Source organism: Methylopila sp. 73B, assembly GCF_000526315.1.
Lineage (GTDB): Bacteria > Pseudomonadota > Alphaproteobacteria > Rhizobiales > Methylopilaceae > Methylopila.
Genome location: NZ_JAFV01000001.1, coordinates 4,183,622 through 4,198,449, shown reverse-complemented (window position 1 = coordinate 4,198,449; position 14,828 = coordinate 4,183,622). Strand labels below are relative to the sequence as shown.

Sequence of the window (14,828 nt, the reverse complement as noted above, 5' to 3'; positions counted from 1 at the left end):
ATGAGCATGTCCGAAACTCCGCATTTCAGCGTCGTCGTCGTCGGTGGCGGCCAGGCGGGCCTCTCCATCAGCTACTGGCTGCAGCGGCGCCAGATCGACCATCTCGTGTTCGAGAAGCGCTCCGCCGCCCACACCTGGTCGACGCAGCGCTGGGACAGCTTCAGCCTGGTCACGCCCAACTGGCAGTGCGACCTGCCGGGCCACCCCTACGACGGCCCCGACCCGGACGGCTTCATGAAGAAGGACGAGATCGTCGCCTATGTCCGCGGCTTCGTGGAGAAGGTGAAGCCCCCGATCCGCGAGGGCGTCGGGGTGACGCGCGTGACGCGGCGGCCGGAGGGCGGCTTCGCGATCGCGACCTCCGAGGGCGACTTCACCGCCGACGAGATCGTCGTGGCGTCCGGCGGCTACCACACGCCGATCATCCCGCGCATGGCGGAGAAGCTGCCGAAGTCGATAGCGCAGATCCACTCCGAGCAGTACCGCAACGCCGACCAGCTGCCCGCCGGCGAGGTCCTGGTGGTGGGCTCCGGACAGTCCGGCGCCCAGATCGCCGAAGACCTCCACCTCGCCGGCCGCAAGGTGCATCTCGCCGTCGGCGAAGCGCCGCGATGCGCCCGGTTCTACCGCGGCCGCGACGTCGTCACCTGGCTCGCGGACATGGGCTACTACGAGATGACGGTCGACAAGCATCCCCTGCGTGAGGGCGTGCGCGACAACACCAACCACTACGTCACCGGCCGCGACGGCGGCCGCGACATCGACCTCAGGCGCTTCGCGACCGAGGGGATGGAGCTCTACGGCGTGCTGGAGGACTACGACGACGGGATCCTGCGCTTCCGCCAGAACCTCGCCTCAAGCCTCGATTTCGCAGACCGCACCTACAACGGCATCAACGCCGCGATCGACAAGCACATCGCCGAGACCGGCGTCGAGGCGCCGCCGCCGTCGGTCTACGCGCCGGTGTGGACGCCGCCTGCCGAGCGCGGAACGCTCGACCTTGCGGGCTCCGGGATTACGTCGATCGTCTGGTGCATCGGCTTTACGCCGGACTTCCGCTGGCTCGACGCGCCCGTGTTCAACGGCGCCGGTCGTCCGGTCCATCGGCGGGGCGAAACCGAGGTCGAGGGCGTCTCCTTCATCGGCCTGCCCTGGCTGAACACCTGGGGCTCCGGGCGCTTCGGCGCGGTCGGCCGCGACGCGGAGTTCGTGGTGTCCAGGATCGCGGATCGGCTGTCGCGCAAACGCGCGCCGCTCAGCGTCGCCGTCTGACCATGAACGTCGCGGTCGACCGCTCGGCGCTCGAGGGCGCCACCGTCTTTGCGGGTCCTGTCCGAACGACGCGGGTGACGCTCGGCATGCCGGAGCTATGCCTCGGCGGCGTCTCTGAGACCTGGTTGCTGAAAACCTGCGGCGACCTGCACTGGCGGCTCATCGCCGAATTCTGCGGCGTCGCGGCCGCGGACTTCCGGGACGTGACCGGAGAGAAGATCTACGCCGCGTTCTGCGCCATGCAGTCCGAGGCTCTCGCTCTCGACGCCTTCGTTGAGCATGACGAGCTGACGATCCGCTCGGAGATTACGCGGGTCTCCCGCACTCGCTTCGCCAGCACCCATTGGCTTCAGCGCCGCGGCGCGCCGGCGGGGAAGGTCGCGCTGCTGTCGACCTTCGTGAAACGCGCGGAGGGGGACGGCAACCGGTCAATCGCTAAGGTCGGCCTGCCCGGACTGCCGGCGTTCGGAAGCTTCCAGCCCGCTCCGGCGATCGCCGGCCTGCCGGCGCTGCTACGACCGGGGCGTTGGACCGCGCATCTCGGGTTCAAGCGAGGCGAGGGCCTCGACGCTTCACGTTTCGATATCCGGCCCTGCCCGAGCCAGGACTTTAACGGCGCGGAGCTGCTGTACTTTTCGGCCTATCAGGGCTTCGCCGACCGCGCGGAGTGGGAGCTGACCGACCTGCCGGCCCGCGGCGTCGCTGTCCGCGAGCGCGAAATCGTGTTCCACGGCAACCTCGAGCCCGGCGAAGGCCTCGTGGTCCGCCTGCGCGGGACCATGCCGGTCTTGGGCGAGATACGTCATTGGATGTCGCTGGAGGCCGCCGCGGATGGGCGGCCCCTCGCGGACATCTTTACGACGAAAGCGATCAGTTCCCGGGGCCGGTGATCCCCCCGCCGGGCTGGCTTTCCGACGACGGATCGCTGCCCGGAAAGCTCTCCTTCAACGTCTCGTCGAGCCGGCTCTCCTTGTCGGCCTCGGAGCCTTCGACGTCAGTCCCAGCGCCCTCGACGTCGCGGCGCGCCTGCTCCCAGTGCTCCTCCTCGCGCCCGATCGGCTGGCCGGCCTCGATCCAGATCTGGTAGGCGCGTTCCCGAATTTCCTGTGTGCGGTCCATTGCGAATTCTCCTTTCGAAGGAGACGCCGCGGAGACCGTGAAAGTTCCGCCGGGACATCGTCAGATCGCCTCCGGCTGCGGCGCCCCCTGGTCCACGATCTGGCCGGCGCGGCGCGGCCGGGTGAGCGGCGTCGGGATCGGCGCGTTGCCGCGGATCAGGCTGGAGCCGGAGTGGATGTCGCCCGCGACCTGGAGCGCGAACCGCTCCGCGTCCCGCCGCCGCACGTCGTCGGCGATCTCGGACGCCTCCTCCTCCGGCACGCCGAGGGCGACCAGCGCCGCCTCGCCGAACGCCATGGCGGATTCGAAGGTCTCGCGGATGTGATAGTCGACCCCGGCCCGCACGAGATCCATCGCGTGACCGCGGTCGAACGCGCGCACGAACAGCTTGGCGAGCGGAAACTCGGACTGCACCAGCTCGACGATCTTTTCCGCCGCCTCCTGCTTGTCGACGCACACCAGCACCGCCCGCGCCTGGCCCGCGCCGGAGGCCCGCAGCGTGTCCAACCGCGTGCCGTCGCCGTAGTAGACCTTGAAGCCGAAGGTCGCGGCCGCCTCGATCATCTCGACGTCGTTCTCGATGATGGAGACTTCGAAGCCGCGGGCGAGCAGCGACTGGCTCGCCACCTGCGCGAACCGGCCGAAGCCGATCACCAGCACCTCGCCGCTGAGGCCGTCCGCCTTGTCCACCCCGTCGAGCGACGGCGCGCTGCGGGGCATGAGGCGTTTGAGCGCCAGCGCGGTGAGCGGCGTCAGCGCCATCGAAAGGATGACGACCGACGTGAAGATAGCGTTGGTCGGCGCGTCCATGATCCCGACCGCGGAGGCCGCGGAGTAGAGCACGAAGGCGAACTCGCCGCCCTGAGCGAACAGCGCCACGCGGTCGATCGCCTCCCGCGAGGACGAGCCCAGCAACCGCGCGACCCCGAAAATCGCGGCCGCCTTGACGGCGATGAACAGCGCGGTGAAGGCGAGGATCGTTGGCCAGTGAACGGAGATCGCGGCCAGGTCGAGCGACATGCCGACCGCCAGGAAGAACAGGCCGAGCAGGATGCCGCGGAACGGCTCGATGTCGGCTTCGAGCTGGTGGCGGAAGGTCGATTCCGACAGAAGCACCCCGGCGAGGAAGGCGCCCATGGCCATCGACAGGCCGCCGAGCTCCATGAGCAACGCCGCGCCGAGCACCACCAGCAGCGCCGCCGCCGTCATCACTTCGCGGGCCTGGGAGCGGGCCAGGATCCGGAACATCGGGTTCAGCAGGTAGCGGCCGGCGAGCACGAGGCCGGCCACCGCCGCGATCGCGATCGCGATCTCGCGCCAGCGGTCGGCGGCGTTCTCGCCGCTGTCGGCCGGGGCGATGAAGGCCACGATCGCAAGCAGCGGCACGATCGCGAGATCCTCGAGCAGGAGGATCGACACCGCCTTCTGGCCTTGCGCCGTCGACGTCTCGCCGCGCTCGTCCAGCATCTGCATGACGACGGCGGTCGAGGACAGCACGAAGCCCATGCCGGCGACGAAGGCGACCGCCAGGTCAAGTCCCGCCGCGGAGCCAGCCAGCGTCAGCAGCGCGCCGGAGGCGACGACCTGCGCCACGCCGAGGCCGAAGATCTCGCGCCGCAGCGCCCACAGCCGCGAGGGCTGCATCTCGAGGCCGATGACGAACAGCAGCATTATGACGCCGAACTCGGCGACGTGAAGGATCGCGCCGGGATCCGAGAATAGCCCCAGCCCGAATGGGCCGATGACGAGGCCGGCTGCGAAGTAGCCGAGCACCGAGCCCAGCCCCAGCCGTCGGAAGATCGGCACGGCGACGACGCCCGCGCCGAGCAGCGCCACGACCTGCACCAGTTCGCTCTGGCCTTCAGCCGCCATCGTTCAAAGCCCCCGCTTCGCATATCCTGAGCGAAGAGGCTTAGCCGGCCCGTCGCCGCCGCGCATGCCAATGCGCGGCCTGCGGCGTCACGAGGCGCTGCGAACGGGCGATCGCGGAGACAGGCGTGGCCGATCGGCCACGGTTTCAGCGCGCGGCGGCCGCGAAAATCGCGCGGGCGGCGCGGCTGGCGTCGGCGGCCGAGCGGAACACCTTACCTTCGAGCGCCAAGGCTTCGGAGACCGCCGCGAAAAAGCGGTAGCCGCCGCGATCCTGGCGCACGACGAGACCGGCCTGCCGGCCGCGCACTTCGATGACGAACGCTGCGCTCATGGCGCGCTCCTTTTCACGTCTCTCAAGAAAGAACCCCGGCGCCGTCGCGGCGGCCGGACCACATCGACCCTGGCGTCAGGGGCGACATCGTCCCGCAGCCGCGCGGAGCCGGGGTTTGAGGTGGTCGAGAGAGGACGTCGGGAACGCAGGCATGACGGACCTTCGGGGCTGTCGGAACCACGGGCGTTCGTCACGCCGTGGCGCTTTAGCGATTGGTGACGCGGCGCAAGCTGCTCGTTCAAAAGCCGCGGCGTTCAGTCGGGGACGACCGAACACAAAGTGACGATGCGTCAGACCGATCGCCCGGTCAACATAAATATATTCATTACATAGATTTTATATTTTTCGTTATGAAGGGCTGGACCGAGCCCGCGCGCCGCAAGCGCCACGATCTCGGTAGGCGTCGCGAGCGGGCATCGCCTCGGGGCCGATGACGGTCAACCCGGTGGACAAGCCCGCTTTCTAGGCGGAGGCCGGCGACCGCCGCCGCACCCAGTAGACCGCGATCGCGTAGTGGCCGATCGACAGGAGAAAGCGACGGCATGCGGTTCGACCGCAGCTTCCTCGCCATCGCGGCGGCGGTCGAAGGCCTCGGCGTGGCGCTGGAATCGACGCGTCTCGCGGAACGCGAACTGAAGGCCGGTCGGCTGGTCGCGCCGCTCGCCGGCCGCGCCCTCGACGTTCGCTATGTCGGACACCATCTTGTGTTTCCGCAGGCGAGCCGGCAGCCGCGGCCGGTCCGTCTGTTCGCGCACTGGCTCCTGGCCGAACTCGAGGTTGCGACCGTGCAGGATTTCGCCGACCCGCGCGATGGGTGACGCCTCTTGGGCCGCCGTCTAGCGCACGAAATGATGGATGTCCGCGGCCGCGCAGGATATGCGGGGGCTCCCCGCGGGCTTGCGGGGCGGCGCGTCGCATACGACTTGCCGTGATCGATCTCCGAACTCTCCACAGCTGGCAGCCTCACCGCCGCAGCAGAAAGCGACGCGCCATGGCGCCGGACGACAGCCGAACGGCCTCCCTGGACGCGAACCAGCTGCGCGGGAAACTGCGCGCCTACCACGAGCCGAGCACCGCTCGCAGCGTCTATGAAATCGGCCTGACGGTCGCGTTGTTCGCGGGAACCTGGGCGGCCATGGCGGTCGCGTTGAACCAGGGCCTGGTGTGGCTCTACCTGCTGCTGATTGCGCCCGCCGCCGGCTTCCTCGTGCGGCTGTTCATGATCCAGCACGACTGCGGCCACGGCTCGTTCTTCCCGCGCCGCTCCGCCAACGACTGGGTCGGCCGCGTGATCGGCGTGTTCACCCTCACCGACTACGACTACTGGCGGCGCAGCCACGCCGTGCACCACGCGACCTCCGGCAACCTGGACCACCGCGGCGTCGGCGACATCGACACGCTGACGGTCGCCGAATACCGGGCGCGCTCGCCCTGGGGCCGGCTGCGGTACCGCCTCTACCGCAACCCGCTGGTGATGTTCGGCTTCGGCCCTTCGTACGTCTTCATCCTGCAGGGCCGCCTGCCCGTCGGCTTCATGCGCAAGGGACGGACGCTCTGGCTCAGCACCATGGCGACCAACGCCGTCATCGCGCTGATCGCGGGCCTGATGATCTGGGCCGTCGGGGCCAGCTCGTTCTTCCTCATCCAGCTGCCGGTGGTCGCGCTCGCCGCCTCCGCCGGCGTGTGGCTGTTCTTCGTCCAGCACCAGTTCGAGGAGACGCACTGGCGCGAAGGCGACGAATGGAACGCCTCGGAAGCCGCGCTGCACGGCAGCTCGCACTATGATCTTCCCGCGCCGTTCCAATGGCTGACGGCGAACATCGGCATCCACCACGTCCATCACGTGTCGAGCCGCATCCCCTACTACCGCCTGCCGGAAGTGCTCCGCGACTTCCCCGAGCTGCGCGCCGTGGGACGGCTGACGTTCACTGAGAGCCTGAAGTGCGTGCCGCTCGCGCTGTGGGACGAGACCGCCCGCAAGCTGATCTCCTTCAAGGAGGCGCGCCTGGCGGGGCTTTCCCCCAGCCCGGCCTGATTGTTAGAAATCTCGACGGCGGGGGGATTCACGCGAATATCCCCCGGAGTGGGCCGCACTGGAGCCATGAAGGGGCGCATGCGCGTCGAGCGAACCGACATCGCGGGCCTGCTCATCATCGCTCCGCCCCAGTTCCGGGACGACCGGGGCGTGCTCTCGGAAACGTGGAGCAAGCGTCGGCTCACCGACGCGGGCCTCGAGCTTCCGGAGTTCGTCCAGGACAACCGCTCGCTGTCGACGCGCCGCTGGACCCTCCGCGGGATGCACTACCAGGCGCCGCCGCACGGCCAGGGCAAGCTCGTGCGCTGCGGGCGGGGACGGTTCTTCGACGTCGCGGTGGACGTCCGGACGAGCAGCGCGACCTACGGGCGGTCGTTCGGCCTCGAGCTCAGCGCGGACAACGGGCTGCAGCTCTACATCCCCGAGGGCTTCCTCCACGGACTGCTGACGCTCGAGGACGATACTGAGGCGCTCTACAAGTGCACCGCGGACTACGCTCCGGACGCGCAGGGCGCCGTCCGCTGGGACAGCTGCGGCGTGGACTGGCCAGCGCCGGCCGGGGTCGCGCCGCTCACCTCGGCCCGCGACGCCGAGGCGCAGCCCCTCGCCGCCTTCGTCTCGCCGTTCGCATGAGGAGCGGCCCATGCGCCTGATCGTGACCGGCGGCGCGGGGTTCATCGGATCGGCCGTCGTGCGCCTCGCCATCCGCGAGGGCCATGACGTCCTCAACATCGACGCGCTGAGCTACGCCTCGTCGCTCGCGAACGTCGCCGAGGTTTCGGGTTCGGCCCGGCATCGCTTCGCGCACGCCGATATCCGGGACGCCGAGGCGATGCGCGCGCTGTTCCACGACTACCGGCCGGACGGCGTGATCCATCTCGCCGCCGAGACCCACGTCGACCGCTCGATCGACGCGCCTCGCGTCTTCGTCGAGACCAACGTCGTCGGCACGCTGAACCTGCTCGAGGCGGCGCGCGTCTTCTGGCTCGACGCGGGCTCGCCCGCGCGCTTCCGCTTTCTGCATGTCTCGACGGACGAGGTGTTCGGCGCGCTCGACGCCGACGGCAAGTTCACCGAAGCCTTGCCCTATGCGCCGAACAGCCCCTACGCGGCCTCGAAGGCGGCGTCGGATCATCTGGCGCGGGCGTGGCATGCGACCTACGGCCTGCCGGTCGTCCTCACGAACTGCTCGAACAACTACGGCCCGTTCCAGTTCCCCGAGAAGCTGATCCCGCTGACGATCCTCGCGGCGCTCGGCGGGCGGCCCCTCCCGGTCTATGGCGACGGCCGCAACGTGCGCGACTGGCTCTACGTGGAGGATCATGCGGCTGCGCTGCTGCTCGCGCTCTCATGCGGAGTCGTCGGGCGAAGCTACAACGTCGGCGGCGACGCCGAAGCGACGAACATCGACATCGTCCGCGCGCTTTGCGCGATCCTCGACGCGAAACGGCCGAAGGACAGCCCCTACGACCGCCAGATCGCGTTCGTCGCCGACCGGCCCGGCCACGATTTCCGCTACGCGATCGACGCGACCCGCATCCGCGACGAGCTGGGCTGGGCGCCGCGCACGACGCTGCAGGTCGGCCTCGAAACGACGGTGCAATGGTTTCTCGACAACGAAGCCTGGTGGCGCGGCCGGATCGACGAACGCGCCGCGCGGCTCGGCCTCGGCGTGACGCCGCCATGAGTCCGCGATGACGCTCCTCGTCTTCGGCTCCACGGGACAGGTCGCGCGCGAGCTGGCGCTGGTGGCGCCCACGGCGCGCTTCGTCGGCCGGGCCGAGGCCGACCTGACCGATCCGGCGGCCTGCGCCCGGCTGATTTGCGACGCCCGGCCCGACGCGGTGATCAACGCCGCCGCCTGGACCGCCGTCGACCTCGCCGAAGAGCAGGAGGCCGCCGCGCGCGTCGTCAACGGCGAGGCGCCCGGCCGGATGGCGGAGGCCTGCGCGGAGCTTGGCGCTGCCTTCGTCCACATCTCCAGCGACTACGTCTTCAGCGGCGCCGGCGAGGCCCCCTGGCGCGAGGACGACGCCACCGCGCCGATCAACGCCTACGGACGCAGCAAGCGGCTCGGAGAGGAGCAGGTCCTGCGGCATGGCGGGCGTTGCGCGATCCTGCGCACCTCCTGGGTGTTCTCGCGCTTCGGCGCCAACTTCGTCCGCACCATGCTGCGGGCCGGCGAAGGCCGATCGTCGCTGCGCGTGGTGAACGACCAAATCGGCGGCCCGACGCCCGCCTCGGCTGTGGCGCGCGCCTGCCTCGATTTGGCGACCGGGCGGCGGGAATCCGGAGCACGCCCCGGCCTTTATCACCTCGCGGGAGCGCCCGACGTCAGCTGGGCGGGCTTCGCCTCGGCGATCTTCGCGGCGGCCGCGATGGAGTGCGAAGTGGTCGGCGCTCCCTCATCGGACTGTCCGCGGCCGGCGCGGCGCCCGTCCAACTCCCGCCTCGACTGCGGCCGGATTAAGCGTCATCTGGGCGTACAACGACCCGACTGGCGATCCGCGCTTGGCCCGATCGTCGGCCATCTTCGAACGGACGACGCGTGAGCACGAGAAAAGGCATCATCCTCGCGGGCGGATCGGGCACGCGCCTCTATCCGATAACCCACGGCGTGTCGAAACAGCTGATGCCCGTGTTCGACAAGCCGATGATCTACTACCCGCTGTCGGTGCTGATGCTGGCCGGCATCCGGGACATCGCGATCATCACCACGCCCGGCGACGCCGACCAGTTCCGGAAGGCGCTCGGCGACGGGCGTCAGTGGGGCGTCGAGCTGTCGTTCTTCACGCAAGACAGTCCGGACGGGCTCGCCCAGGCCTATCTGATCTGCGAGGATTTTCTCGCGGGCGCGCCGTCCTGCATGATCCTCGGCGACAACATCTTCTTCGGGCACGGCCTGCCCGAGATCCTCCAGGCCGCAAGCGCCGACCAGGGGGGTGGAACGGTCTTCGCCTACCGTGTCACCGAGCCCGAACGCTACGGGGTCGTGGCGTTCGACGCCGCGGGGACCGCGACCGCCATCATCGAGAAGCCGCAGGCGCCGCCGTCGAGCTACGCCGTCACGGGCCTCTATTTCCTCGACGGAACCGCGTCGCGGAAGGCGAAGGACATCAGGCCCTCCGGCCGGGGCGAACTGGAGATCACGTCGCTGCTCGAGCTTTACCTGCAGGAGGGCTCGCTGAGCGTGGAAAAGCTCGGCCGGGGGTTCGCCTGGCTCGACACCGGCACGCACGAAAGCCTGCTCGACGCCGGAAACTTCGTGCGGACGCTCCAGCAGAGGCAGGGGGTGCAGACCGGGTGCCCGGAGGAGATCGCGTTCCGCAAGGGCTGGATCACGGGCGAGGCCCTGTCCTCGATCGCCGCCGGACTGTCGAAATCGGACTACGGCCGATATCTCAAGCAGCTCTGCATGGAAGAAGGCTTCTAAAGCCTCGCCGTCGGCGTCACATGTGGTGCAGCGCCATCGGTCGGCCGTCGACGTCCACGACGCGCATGCGGTAGCCGAAGACGGCGTCCAGCGTCTCGGGCGTCATGATCTCCGCAGGCGCGCCCATCGCCACCAGCCGGCCGTCGCGCAGGGCGACGATGCGGTCGGCGTAGGCCGCGGCCTGGTTCACGTCGTGGAGCACCGCGACGATTGTGCGGCCGGCGTCGGCCAGCGCCCGCAGACGCCGCATCAGGTCGCGGGCGTAGCGCATGTCGAGATTGTTGAGAGGCTCGTCCAGCAGCAGGGTGTCGGTCGCCTGCGCCACCGTCATGGCGATCAGCGCGCGCTGGCGCTGGCCGCCGGACAGCGTCTCGACGAAGCGCTCCTTGAGCGGCGTCAGGTCGAACTGGTCGAGCGTCGCCGCCACCACCGCGTCGTCCTCGGGCGTCAGCCGTCCGCGGCTGTGCGGGAAACGGCCAAAGCCCACCAGTTCGCGGACGCGCAGCCGTCTCGCGACGCCGGGATCCTGGCGCAGCACGGCGAGCGTCTTGGCGAGCGTCCGACCCGGGGTCGCGTCCACCGGCAGGCCGTCGACCGAGATGCGCCCGGTCTGGAGCGGCTGCAGCCGGGCGATCAGCGACAGCAGCGACGACTTGCCCGCGCCGTTCGGCCCGATCAGCGCCGTCAGCCCGCCTTTCGGCAGCGTCAGGCTGACGTCGTGCAAAATCCGCGCGCCGCCGCGCGTCAGTGAGACGTTCTCGATCCGGATCATCGCCGGGCCTCCGAGATCAGGAAGGCGAGGAAGACGACGCCGCCGAGGAATTCGGCCACGATGCCCAGCGCGCCCTCCCCGCCGAGGCCGTGCTGCAGCAGAGCCTGTCCGCCGACCAGAACGACGACGCCCACCAGGACCGCCGCGGGCAGCAGCACCGCGTGGCGGCGGGTGTCGACCAGGCGCTCGGCGACCGCCACAACGAACAGCCCGAGGAACACGACCGGCCCCACCAGCGCGGTCGAGACGGCGACGAGAAGGGCGGTCAGCGCGAGCAGCCCGACCGCCGAGCGCCGCCAGTCGAGGCCGAGCCCGGTGGCGGGGTCGGCCCCGAGCGCCAGGACGTCGAGCGCGCGGCGCGCCCGCCAGATCGCAGCGACGGAGACGACCGTGACGACGCCTGCGATGGCGAGCAGGTCGCTGCGGACCACGTTGAAGCTCGCGAACGTCGCGCCCTGGATGGCGGCGAAGGCGGTCGGATCGACCAGGCGGATCAGCAGCGCCGAGAGACTGCGGAACAGCACGCCGAGCACGACGCCGCTGAGCAGCATCAGCGTGACGTCCATGCGCGCGCGGAGCAGCGGCAGGAACAGCGCGAGCGCCATGCCGAGCATCAGCGCCGATTCCCCCGCGAACTTGAGGCGCGGGTCGAGCGCCGCGAAGCCATGGGCGCCGAGGCCGAACACCAGCGCGGTCTGGCCGAAGGCGTAGAGCGCGTCGAGCCCCATGATCGCGGGGGTCAGGATGCGGTTCGCCGTCACGGTCTGGAACGTCACGGTCGAGGCGGCCACCGCGACCGCGACGAGAACGAGCGCCAGCAGCCGCACGCCCCGAAGCTCGAGCGCGAAGGCGAGATCGCCGCGCAGGTTGAGGCCGAGGAACGCCGCCGTCGCGACGAGCGCGAGCACGCTAAGGAGGGCGAGCGCCAGCCGTTCGCGCTTAAGCACGGGGCGGCCGCGGACCGAAGAGCAGCCACAGGAACGCCGCCGCTCCCACGACGCCGAGCACCGTGCCGACCGGCGCTTCGTAGGGATGGCGCAGCAGCCGTCCGAGCACGTCGCAGCCGAGCGTCAGGCTTGCGCCCGCAAGCGCCGCCCACGGCGTCGCGCGCCGAAGGTGATCGCCGACGAGACGGGTGACGAGGTTCGGCGCGACCAGGCCGACGAACGGGATCATGCCGACCGTGGTGACCGTAATCGCGGAGACCACCGAGACGATGACGAGGCCGAGCCGCATCATCGCCGCGTAGTCAAGCCCGAGGCCGACGCTCGCGTCACGGCCGAGCGACAGCACGGTCAGCCGGTCCGCCGCCCACCAGGCGAGGCCCGTCGCGGCGGCGGCCAGCCACAGCAACTCGTACCGCCCGCGCAGCACGCCGGAGAAGTCGCCGTTGATCCAGACCTCCACGTACTGCAGGAGGTCGGTGCGCCAGGCGAGGAAGGTCAGCGCGGAGCCGAGCACGGCGCCGTAGGCGAGGCCGAACAGCGGCACGAGCAGTGGCTGGGTCGGCGGCAGCCGCTGGGCGACCTCGACGAACAGCGAGGAGGCCGCCAGCGCCGCCGCGCTCGCCGCGGCCATCTTCAGCGGCAGCGAGGCCGCGGGCCAGAGCAACGTGACCGCGAGAACGCCGAGCGCCGCGCTTTGGCCGCCGCCGGCGGTCATCGGCTCGACGAAACGGTTGCGCGCGAGCGTCTGCATCACGAGCCCTGCGACGGCGAGGCCCGCGCCGGCGAGGATGGCGGCCAGGGTCCGGGGCAGCCGGCTCGCCGCGAGCAGCGTCCAGGCCGCCGGATCCTGCGTCAGGCGCGCGAGGCTTAGATGCCCGGCGCCGACGAACAGGCTGGCGACGGCGAGCGCCAGCAGCAGCGCGACGCCTGCGAGACCCGCCGGCGACGCGTGGGGGACAGCCCTCATTTTGCCGCGTCGAACGCGGCGGTCATGGCCTTCAACGTGCGGGTCAAAGCCTGCACCCCGCCGCCCGCGACATAGAAATCGGCCGGCGGGAGGTAGATCACCTGCCCTTTCTTCCAAGCCGTCGTGCCGGCGACGAGCTCGTTGTCCAGCGTCGCCTGGGCGCTTGCGCCCGGGGCGCCGATTGCGGCCCCGCGGTCGACGACGATCAACCAGTCCGGGTTCGCCTGCGCGATCAGCTCGAACGACGCGGCCTCGCCATGGACGCCCGCCTTGACCTCCTTGATGGCGGGCGGGAGGCCCAGCGCCTCGTGCACCCAGCCGAAGCGCGTGCCCGGCCCGAACACCGAAATCTTCGGCCCGGTCGTCATCAGGATGAGCCCGGTCCCCTTGCCCTGCGCCGCCGCGCGGGCGGCCTGCTCGGCGGTCTCCAGCTCGACCTTCGCCGCCGCGGCCTCCGTCTCACGGCCGAACAGCGTTCCGTAGGCCGCAAGCCTCGCCTTGGCCTCCCCCACGAGATCTGCGCCGGTCATGCTCATGTCGATGGTCGGCGCCAACTTGCGCGTCGCCTCGGCCCGCGGAGACGAGCGCCCGCCGACGATGACGAGGTCCGGCTTCAACGCGCTGAGCGCCTCGAGATCCGGTTCGAACAGGGTGCCGACATGCGCCGCCTTGGCGGCGATCGGCTCGAGCGCGGGCGCGTAGAGCTTCTCCGGCACGCCGGCGGGGACGACGCCGAGCCTGTCCAGCGTGTCGAGCGCCGACAGATCGTAGACCGCGACGCGCTTTGGCGGCGTCGCGACGTCGACCGGACCGGACGCGGTCATGATCTCGACGGCGGAGGCGGGGCCGACGGCGCAGGCGAGAGCGGCGATCAGCGGGAGAACGTGCGCGCCCTTAAGGAAGCCGGACATACCGCGCGTGCGGCGGACGTCGCCGCGCCGGGCGGTCGCCTTCGTTGCGCGCCCCATCGCCTGTTCCGCCATTCGTTCGTCTCCCGTCAACGCAAGCGCCGCGCACGCGACGCTGACCGAAGAACGAGTCAGCTCGGCAAAACCCGTAAAGAAGGCGGTCAGACGCGGTCCGCGCCGCCGGTGGCGCGCTGCGGCGCGCTCAGCGAGGCCGGCAACGGAATGAACTCGTGCTCATCGCCGGGCACCGCGTCGAAACGGCCTTTCGCCCACTCCTCCTTGGCGAGCTCGATCCGCTCGAGTCGCGAGGAGACGAAGTTCCACCAGATGTAGCGCGGCCCCTCCATCGGCTCGCCGCCGAACAGCATGAACCGCGCGTCGGAGCGGGCATGGATCGTGATCGGGTCGCCAGGTCGCAGAACGAGGAGCTGGCCCGGCGCGAACGCGTCGCCTGCGATCTCGATCTCGCCGGCGATGGTGTAGATCGCGCGCTCCTCGTAGGTCGCGTCGATCGGCAGGCGTCGTCCTGACGCGAGGCGGACGTCGGCGTAGAGCGTCGGCGACGCGACGGCGAGCGGCGAGGTCTCGCCGAAGGCGGCGCCCGTGATGAGCCGCGCCTCGACGCCCTCCACGTCGATCACCGGCAGCGCCGCCGCGCCGTGGTGCATGAAGGCGGGGTCCGCCTCCTCGATCGCGGTGGGAAGCGCCATCCAGGACTGGATGCCGAAGAGTTTCTGGCCCGTCCGCTTGCGGGTTTCGCTGGTGCGCTCGGAATGCACGATGCCGCGCCCGGCCCGCATCCAGTTCACCGCGCCGGGCTGAATGGCGATCTCGGTGCCGAGGCTGTCGCGGTGGAGGATCTCGCCTTCGAACAGATAGGTCAGGGTCGCGAGGTTGATGTGCGGGTGCGGCCGGACGTCGATGCCCTGATCGGTCAGAAACTCCGCCGGGCCCATCTGGTCGAAGAAGATGAAGGGTCCCACCATCTGGCGCTTGGTCGACGGCAGCGCGCGGCGCACCACCATCTCGCCGAGATCGACCGCCCGCGGCACGATCAAGGTCTCGATCGCGTCGGTGGACGGGCGGTCGCCGATCACGGGATCGGGACAGGGGCTCCAGGTCATGGCGTCGTTCCTCCGCCGCAATCCGCGCTGAAAGAGCGCCTCGCCGGG

The 14,828-nt window shown here is 70.2% G+C and carries 15 protein-coding genes and 1 pseudogene; 8 read left to right on the top strand and 8 right to left on the bottom strand.

Features of this window, described 5'->3' with window-relative positions; translation table 11 throughout:
* Positions 1 to 6 precede the first annotated feature (6 nt).
* Together K244_RS0120240 and K244_RS0120235 are read left to right on the top strand one after the other, a co-directional pair.
* The gene (locus tag K244_RS0120240; RefSeq protein WP_024816646.1) at positions 7 to 1,272 is read left to right on the top strand and encodes an MSMEG_0569 family flavin-dependent oxidoreductase; all 1,266 of its coding nucleotides are present in this window, start codon (positions 7 to 9) and stop codon (positions 1,270 to 1,272) included.
* A 2-nt stretch (positions 1,273 to 1,274) separates the two neighbouring features.
* The gene (locus K244_RS0120235; protein ID WP_020188122.1) at positions 1,275 to 2,162 is read left to right on the top strand and encodes a Pnap_2097 family protein; all 888 of its coding nucleotides are present in this window, start codon (positions 1,275 to 1,277) and stop codon (positions 2,160 to 2,162) included.
* Here the strand turns inward: K244_RS0120235 and K244_RS0120230 are convergent.
* From K244_RS0120230 to K244_RS0120220, 3 genes are all read right to left on the bottom strand, one after another.
* Complete coding sequence (locus K244_RS0120230) at positions 2,143 to 2,391, bottom strand: DUF2934 domain-containing protein (protein WP_020188121.1); 249 nt, start codon at positions 2,389 to 2,391, stop codon at positions 2,143 to 2,145. The two genes, K244_RS0120235 and K244_RS0120230, sit on opposite strands and share 20 nt — an antisense overlap.
* A 60-nt stretch (positions 2,392 to 2,451) precedes the next feature.
* Complete coding sequence (locus K244_RS0120225) at positions 2,452 to 4,263, bottom strand: monovalent cation:proton antiporter-2 (CPA2) family protein (RefSeq protein WP_020188120.1); 1,812 nt, start codon at positions 4,261 to 4,263, stop codon at positions 2,452 to 2,454.
* Positions 4,264 to 4,408: 145 nt separating this feature from the next.
* On the bottom strand, positions 4,409 to 4,594 hold the full coding sequence (locus K244_RS0120220) for a hypothetical protein (RefSeq protein WP_020188119.1): 186 nt from the start codon (positions 4,592 to 4,594) through the stop codon (positions 4,409 to 4,411).
* Positions 4,595 to 5,133: 539 nt separating this feature from the next.
* On the opposite strand from K244_RS0120220, the pseudogene K244_RS0120215 reads away from it, so the two are divergent.
* The 6 genes and pseudogenes from K244_RS0120215 to rfbA form a co-directional block, all read left to right on the top strand.
* Positions 5,134 to 5,412: pseudogene (locus K244_RS0120215) on the top strand (LysR substrate-binding domain-containing protein); the annotation flags it as partial.
* A 173-nt stretch (positions 5,413 to 5,585) separates the two neighbouring features.
* The gene (locus K244_RS0120210; RefSeq protein WP_020188117.1) at positions 5,586 to 6,629 is read left to right on the top strand and encodes a fatty acid desaturase; all 1,044 of its coding nucleotides are present in this window, start codon (positions 5,586 to 5,588) and stop codon (positions 6,627 to 6,629) included.
* Positions 6,630 to 6,707: 78 nt separating this feature from the next.
* Positions 6,708 to 7,262 carry a dTDP-4-dehydrorhamnose 3,5-epimerase gene (gene rfbC / locus K244_RS0120205; protein WP_020188116.1) on the top strand — a complete coding sequence of 185 codons (555 nt, stop codon included), beginning with the start codon at positions 6,708 to 6,710 and terminating at the stop codon, positions 7,260 to 7,262.
* Positions 7,263 to 7,272: 10 nt separating this feature from the next.
* Positions 7,273 to 8,316, top strand: a complete 1,044-nt coding sequence (rfbB, locus tag K244_RS0120200) for a dTDP-glucose 4,6-dehydratase (RefSeq protein WP_020188115.1) — start codon at positions 7,273 to 7,275, stop codon at positions 8,314 to 8,316.
* Positions 8,317 to 8,323: 7 nt separating this feature from the next.
* Complete coding sequence (gene rfbD / locus K244_RS0120195) at positions 8,324 to 9,181, top strand: dTDP-4-dehydrorhamnose reductase (protein ID WP_020188114.1); 858 nt, start codon at positions 8,324 to 8,326, stop codon at positions 9,179 to 9,181.
* Entirely contained in the window at positions 9,178 to 10,062 is an 885-nt protein-coding gene (gene rfbA, locus K244_RS0120190) for a glucose-1-phosphate thymidylyltransferase RfbA (protein WP_020188113.1), read from the top strand. The genes rfbD and rfbA overlap by 4 nt, the downstream gene beginning before the upstream one ends.
* A gap of 16 nt (positions 10,063 to 10,078) precedes the next feature.
* On the opposite strand, the gene K244_RS0120185 is transcribed toward rfbA, so the two are convergent.
* The 5 genes from K244_RS0120185 to K244_RS0120165 all read right to left on the bottom strand — a co-directional run bounded on the left by K244_RS0120185 (position 10,079) and on the right by K244_RS0120165 (position 14,780).
* Complete coding sequence (locus K244_RS0120185) at positions 10,079 to 10,834, bottom strand: ATP-binding cassette domain-containing protein (protein ID WP_020188112.1); 756 nt, start codon at positions 10,832 to 10,834, stop codon at positions 10,079 to 10,081.
* On the bottom strand, positions 10,831 to 11,781 hold the full coding sequence (locus K244_RS0120180) for an iron chelate uptake ABC transporter family permease subunit (protein WP_020188111.1): 951 nt from the start codon (positions 11,779 to 11,781) through the stop codon (positions 10,831 to 10,833). The genes K244_RS0120185 and K244_RS0120180 overlap by 4 nt, the downstream gene beginning before the upstream one ends.
* A complete protein-coding gene (locus tag K244_RS0120175) occupies positions 11,774 to 12,748 on the bottom strand; it encodes an iron chelate uptake ABC transporter family permease subunit (protein WP_020188110.1) in 975 nt (324 codons plus the stop codon). The genes K244_RS0120180 and K244_RS0120175 overlap by 8 nt, the downstream gene beginning before the upstream one ends.
* Positions 12,745 to 13,716, bottom strand: a complete 972-nt coding sequence (locus K244_RS0120170; RefSeq protein WP_155931879.1) for a siderophore ABC transporter substrate-binding protein — start codon at positions 13,714 to 13,716, stop codon at positions 12,745 to 12,747. The genes K244_RS0120175 and K244_RS0120170 overlap by 4 nt, the downstream gene beginning before the upstream one ends.
* A 101-nt stretch (positions 13,717 to 13,817) precedes the next feature.
* Positions 13,818 to 14,780, bottom strand: a complete 963-nt coding sequence (locus K244_RS0120165) for a pirin family protein (RefSeq protein ID WP_020188108.1) — start codon at positions 14,778 to 14,780, stop codon at positions 13,818 to 13,820.
* Positions 14,781 to 14,828 lie beyond the last annotated feature (48 nt).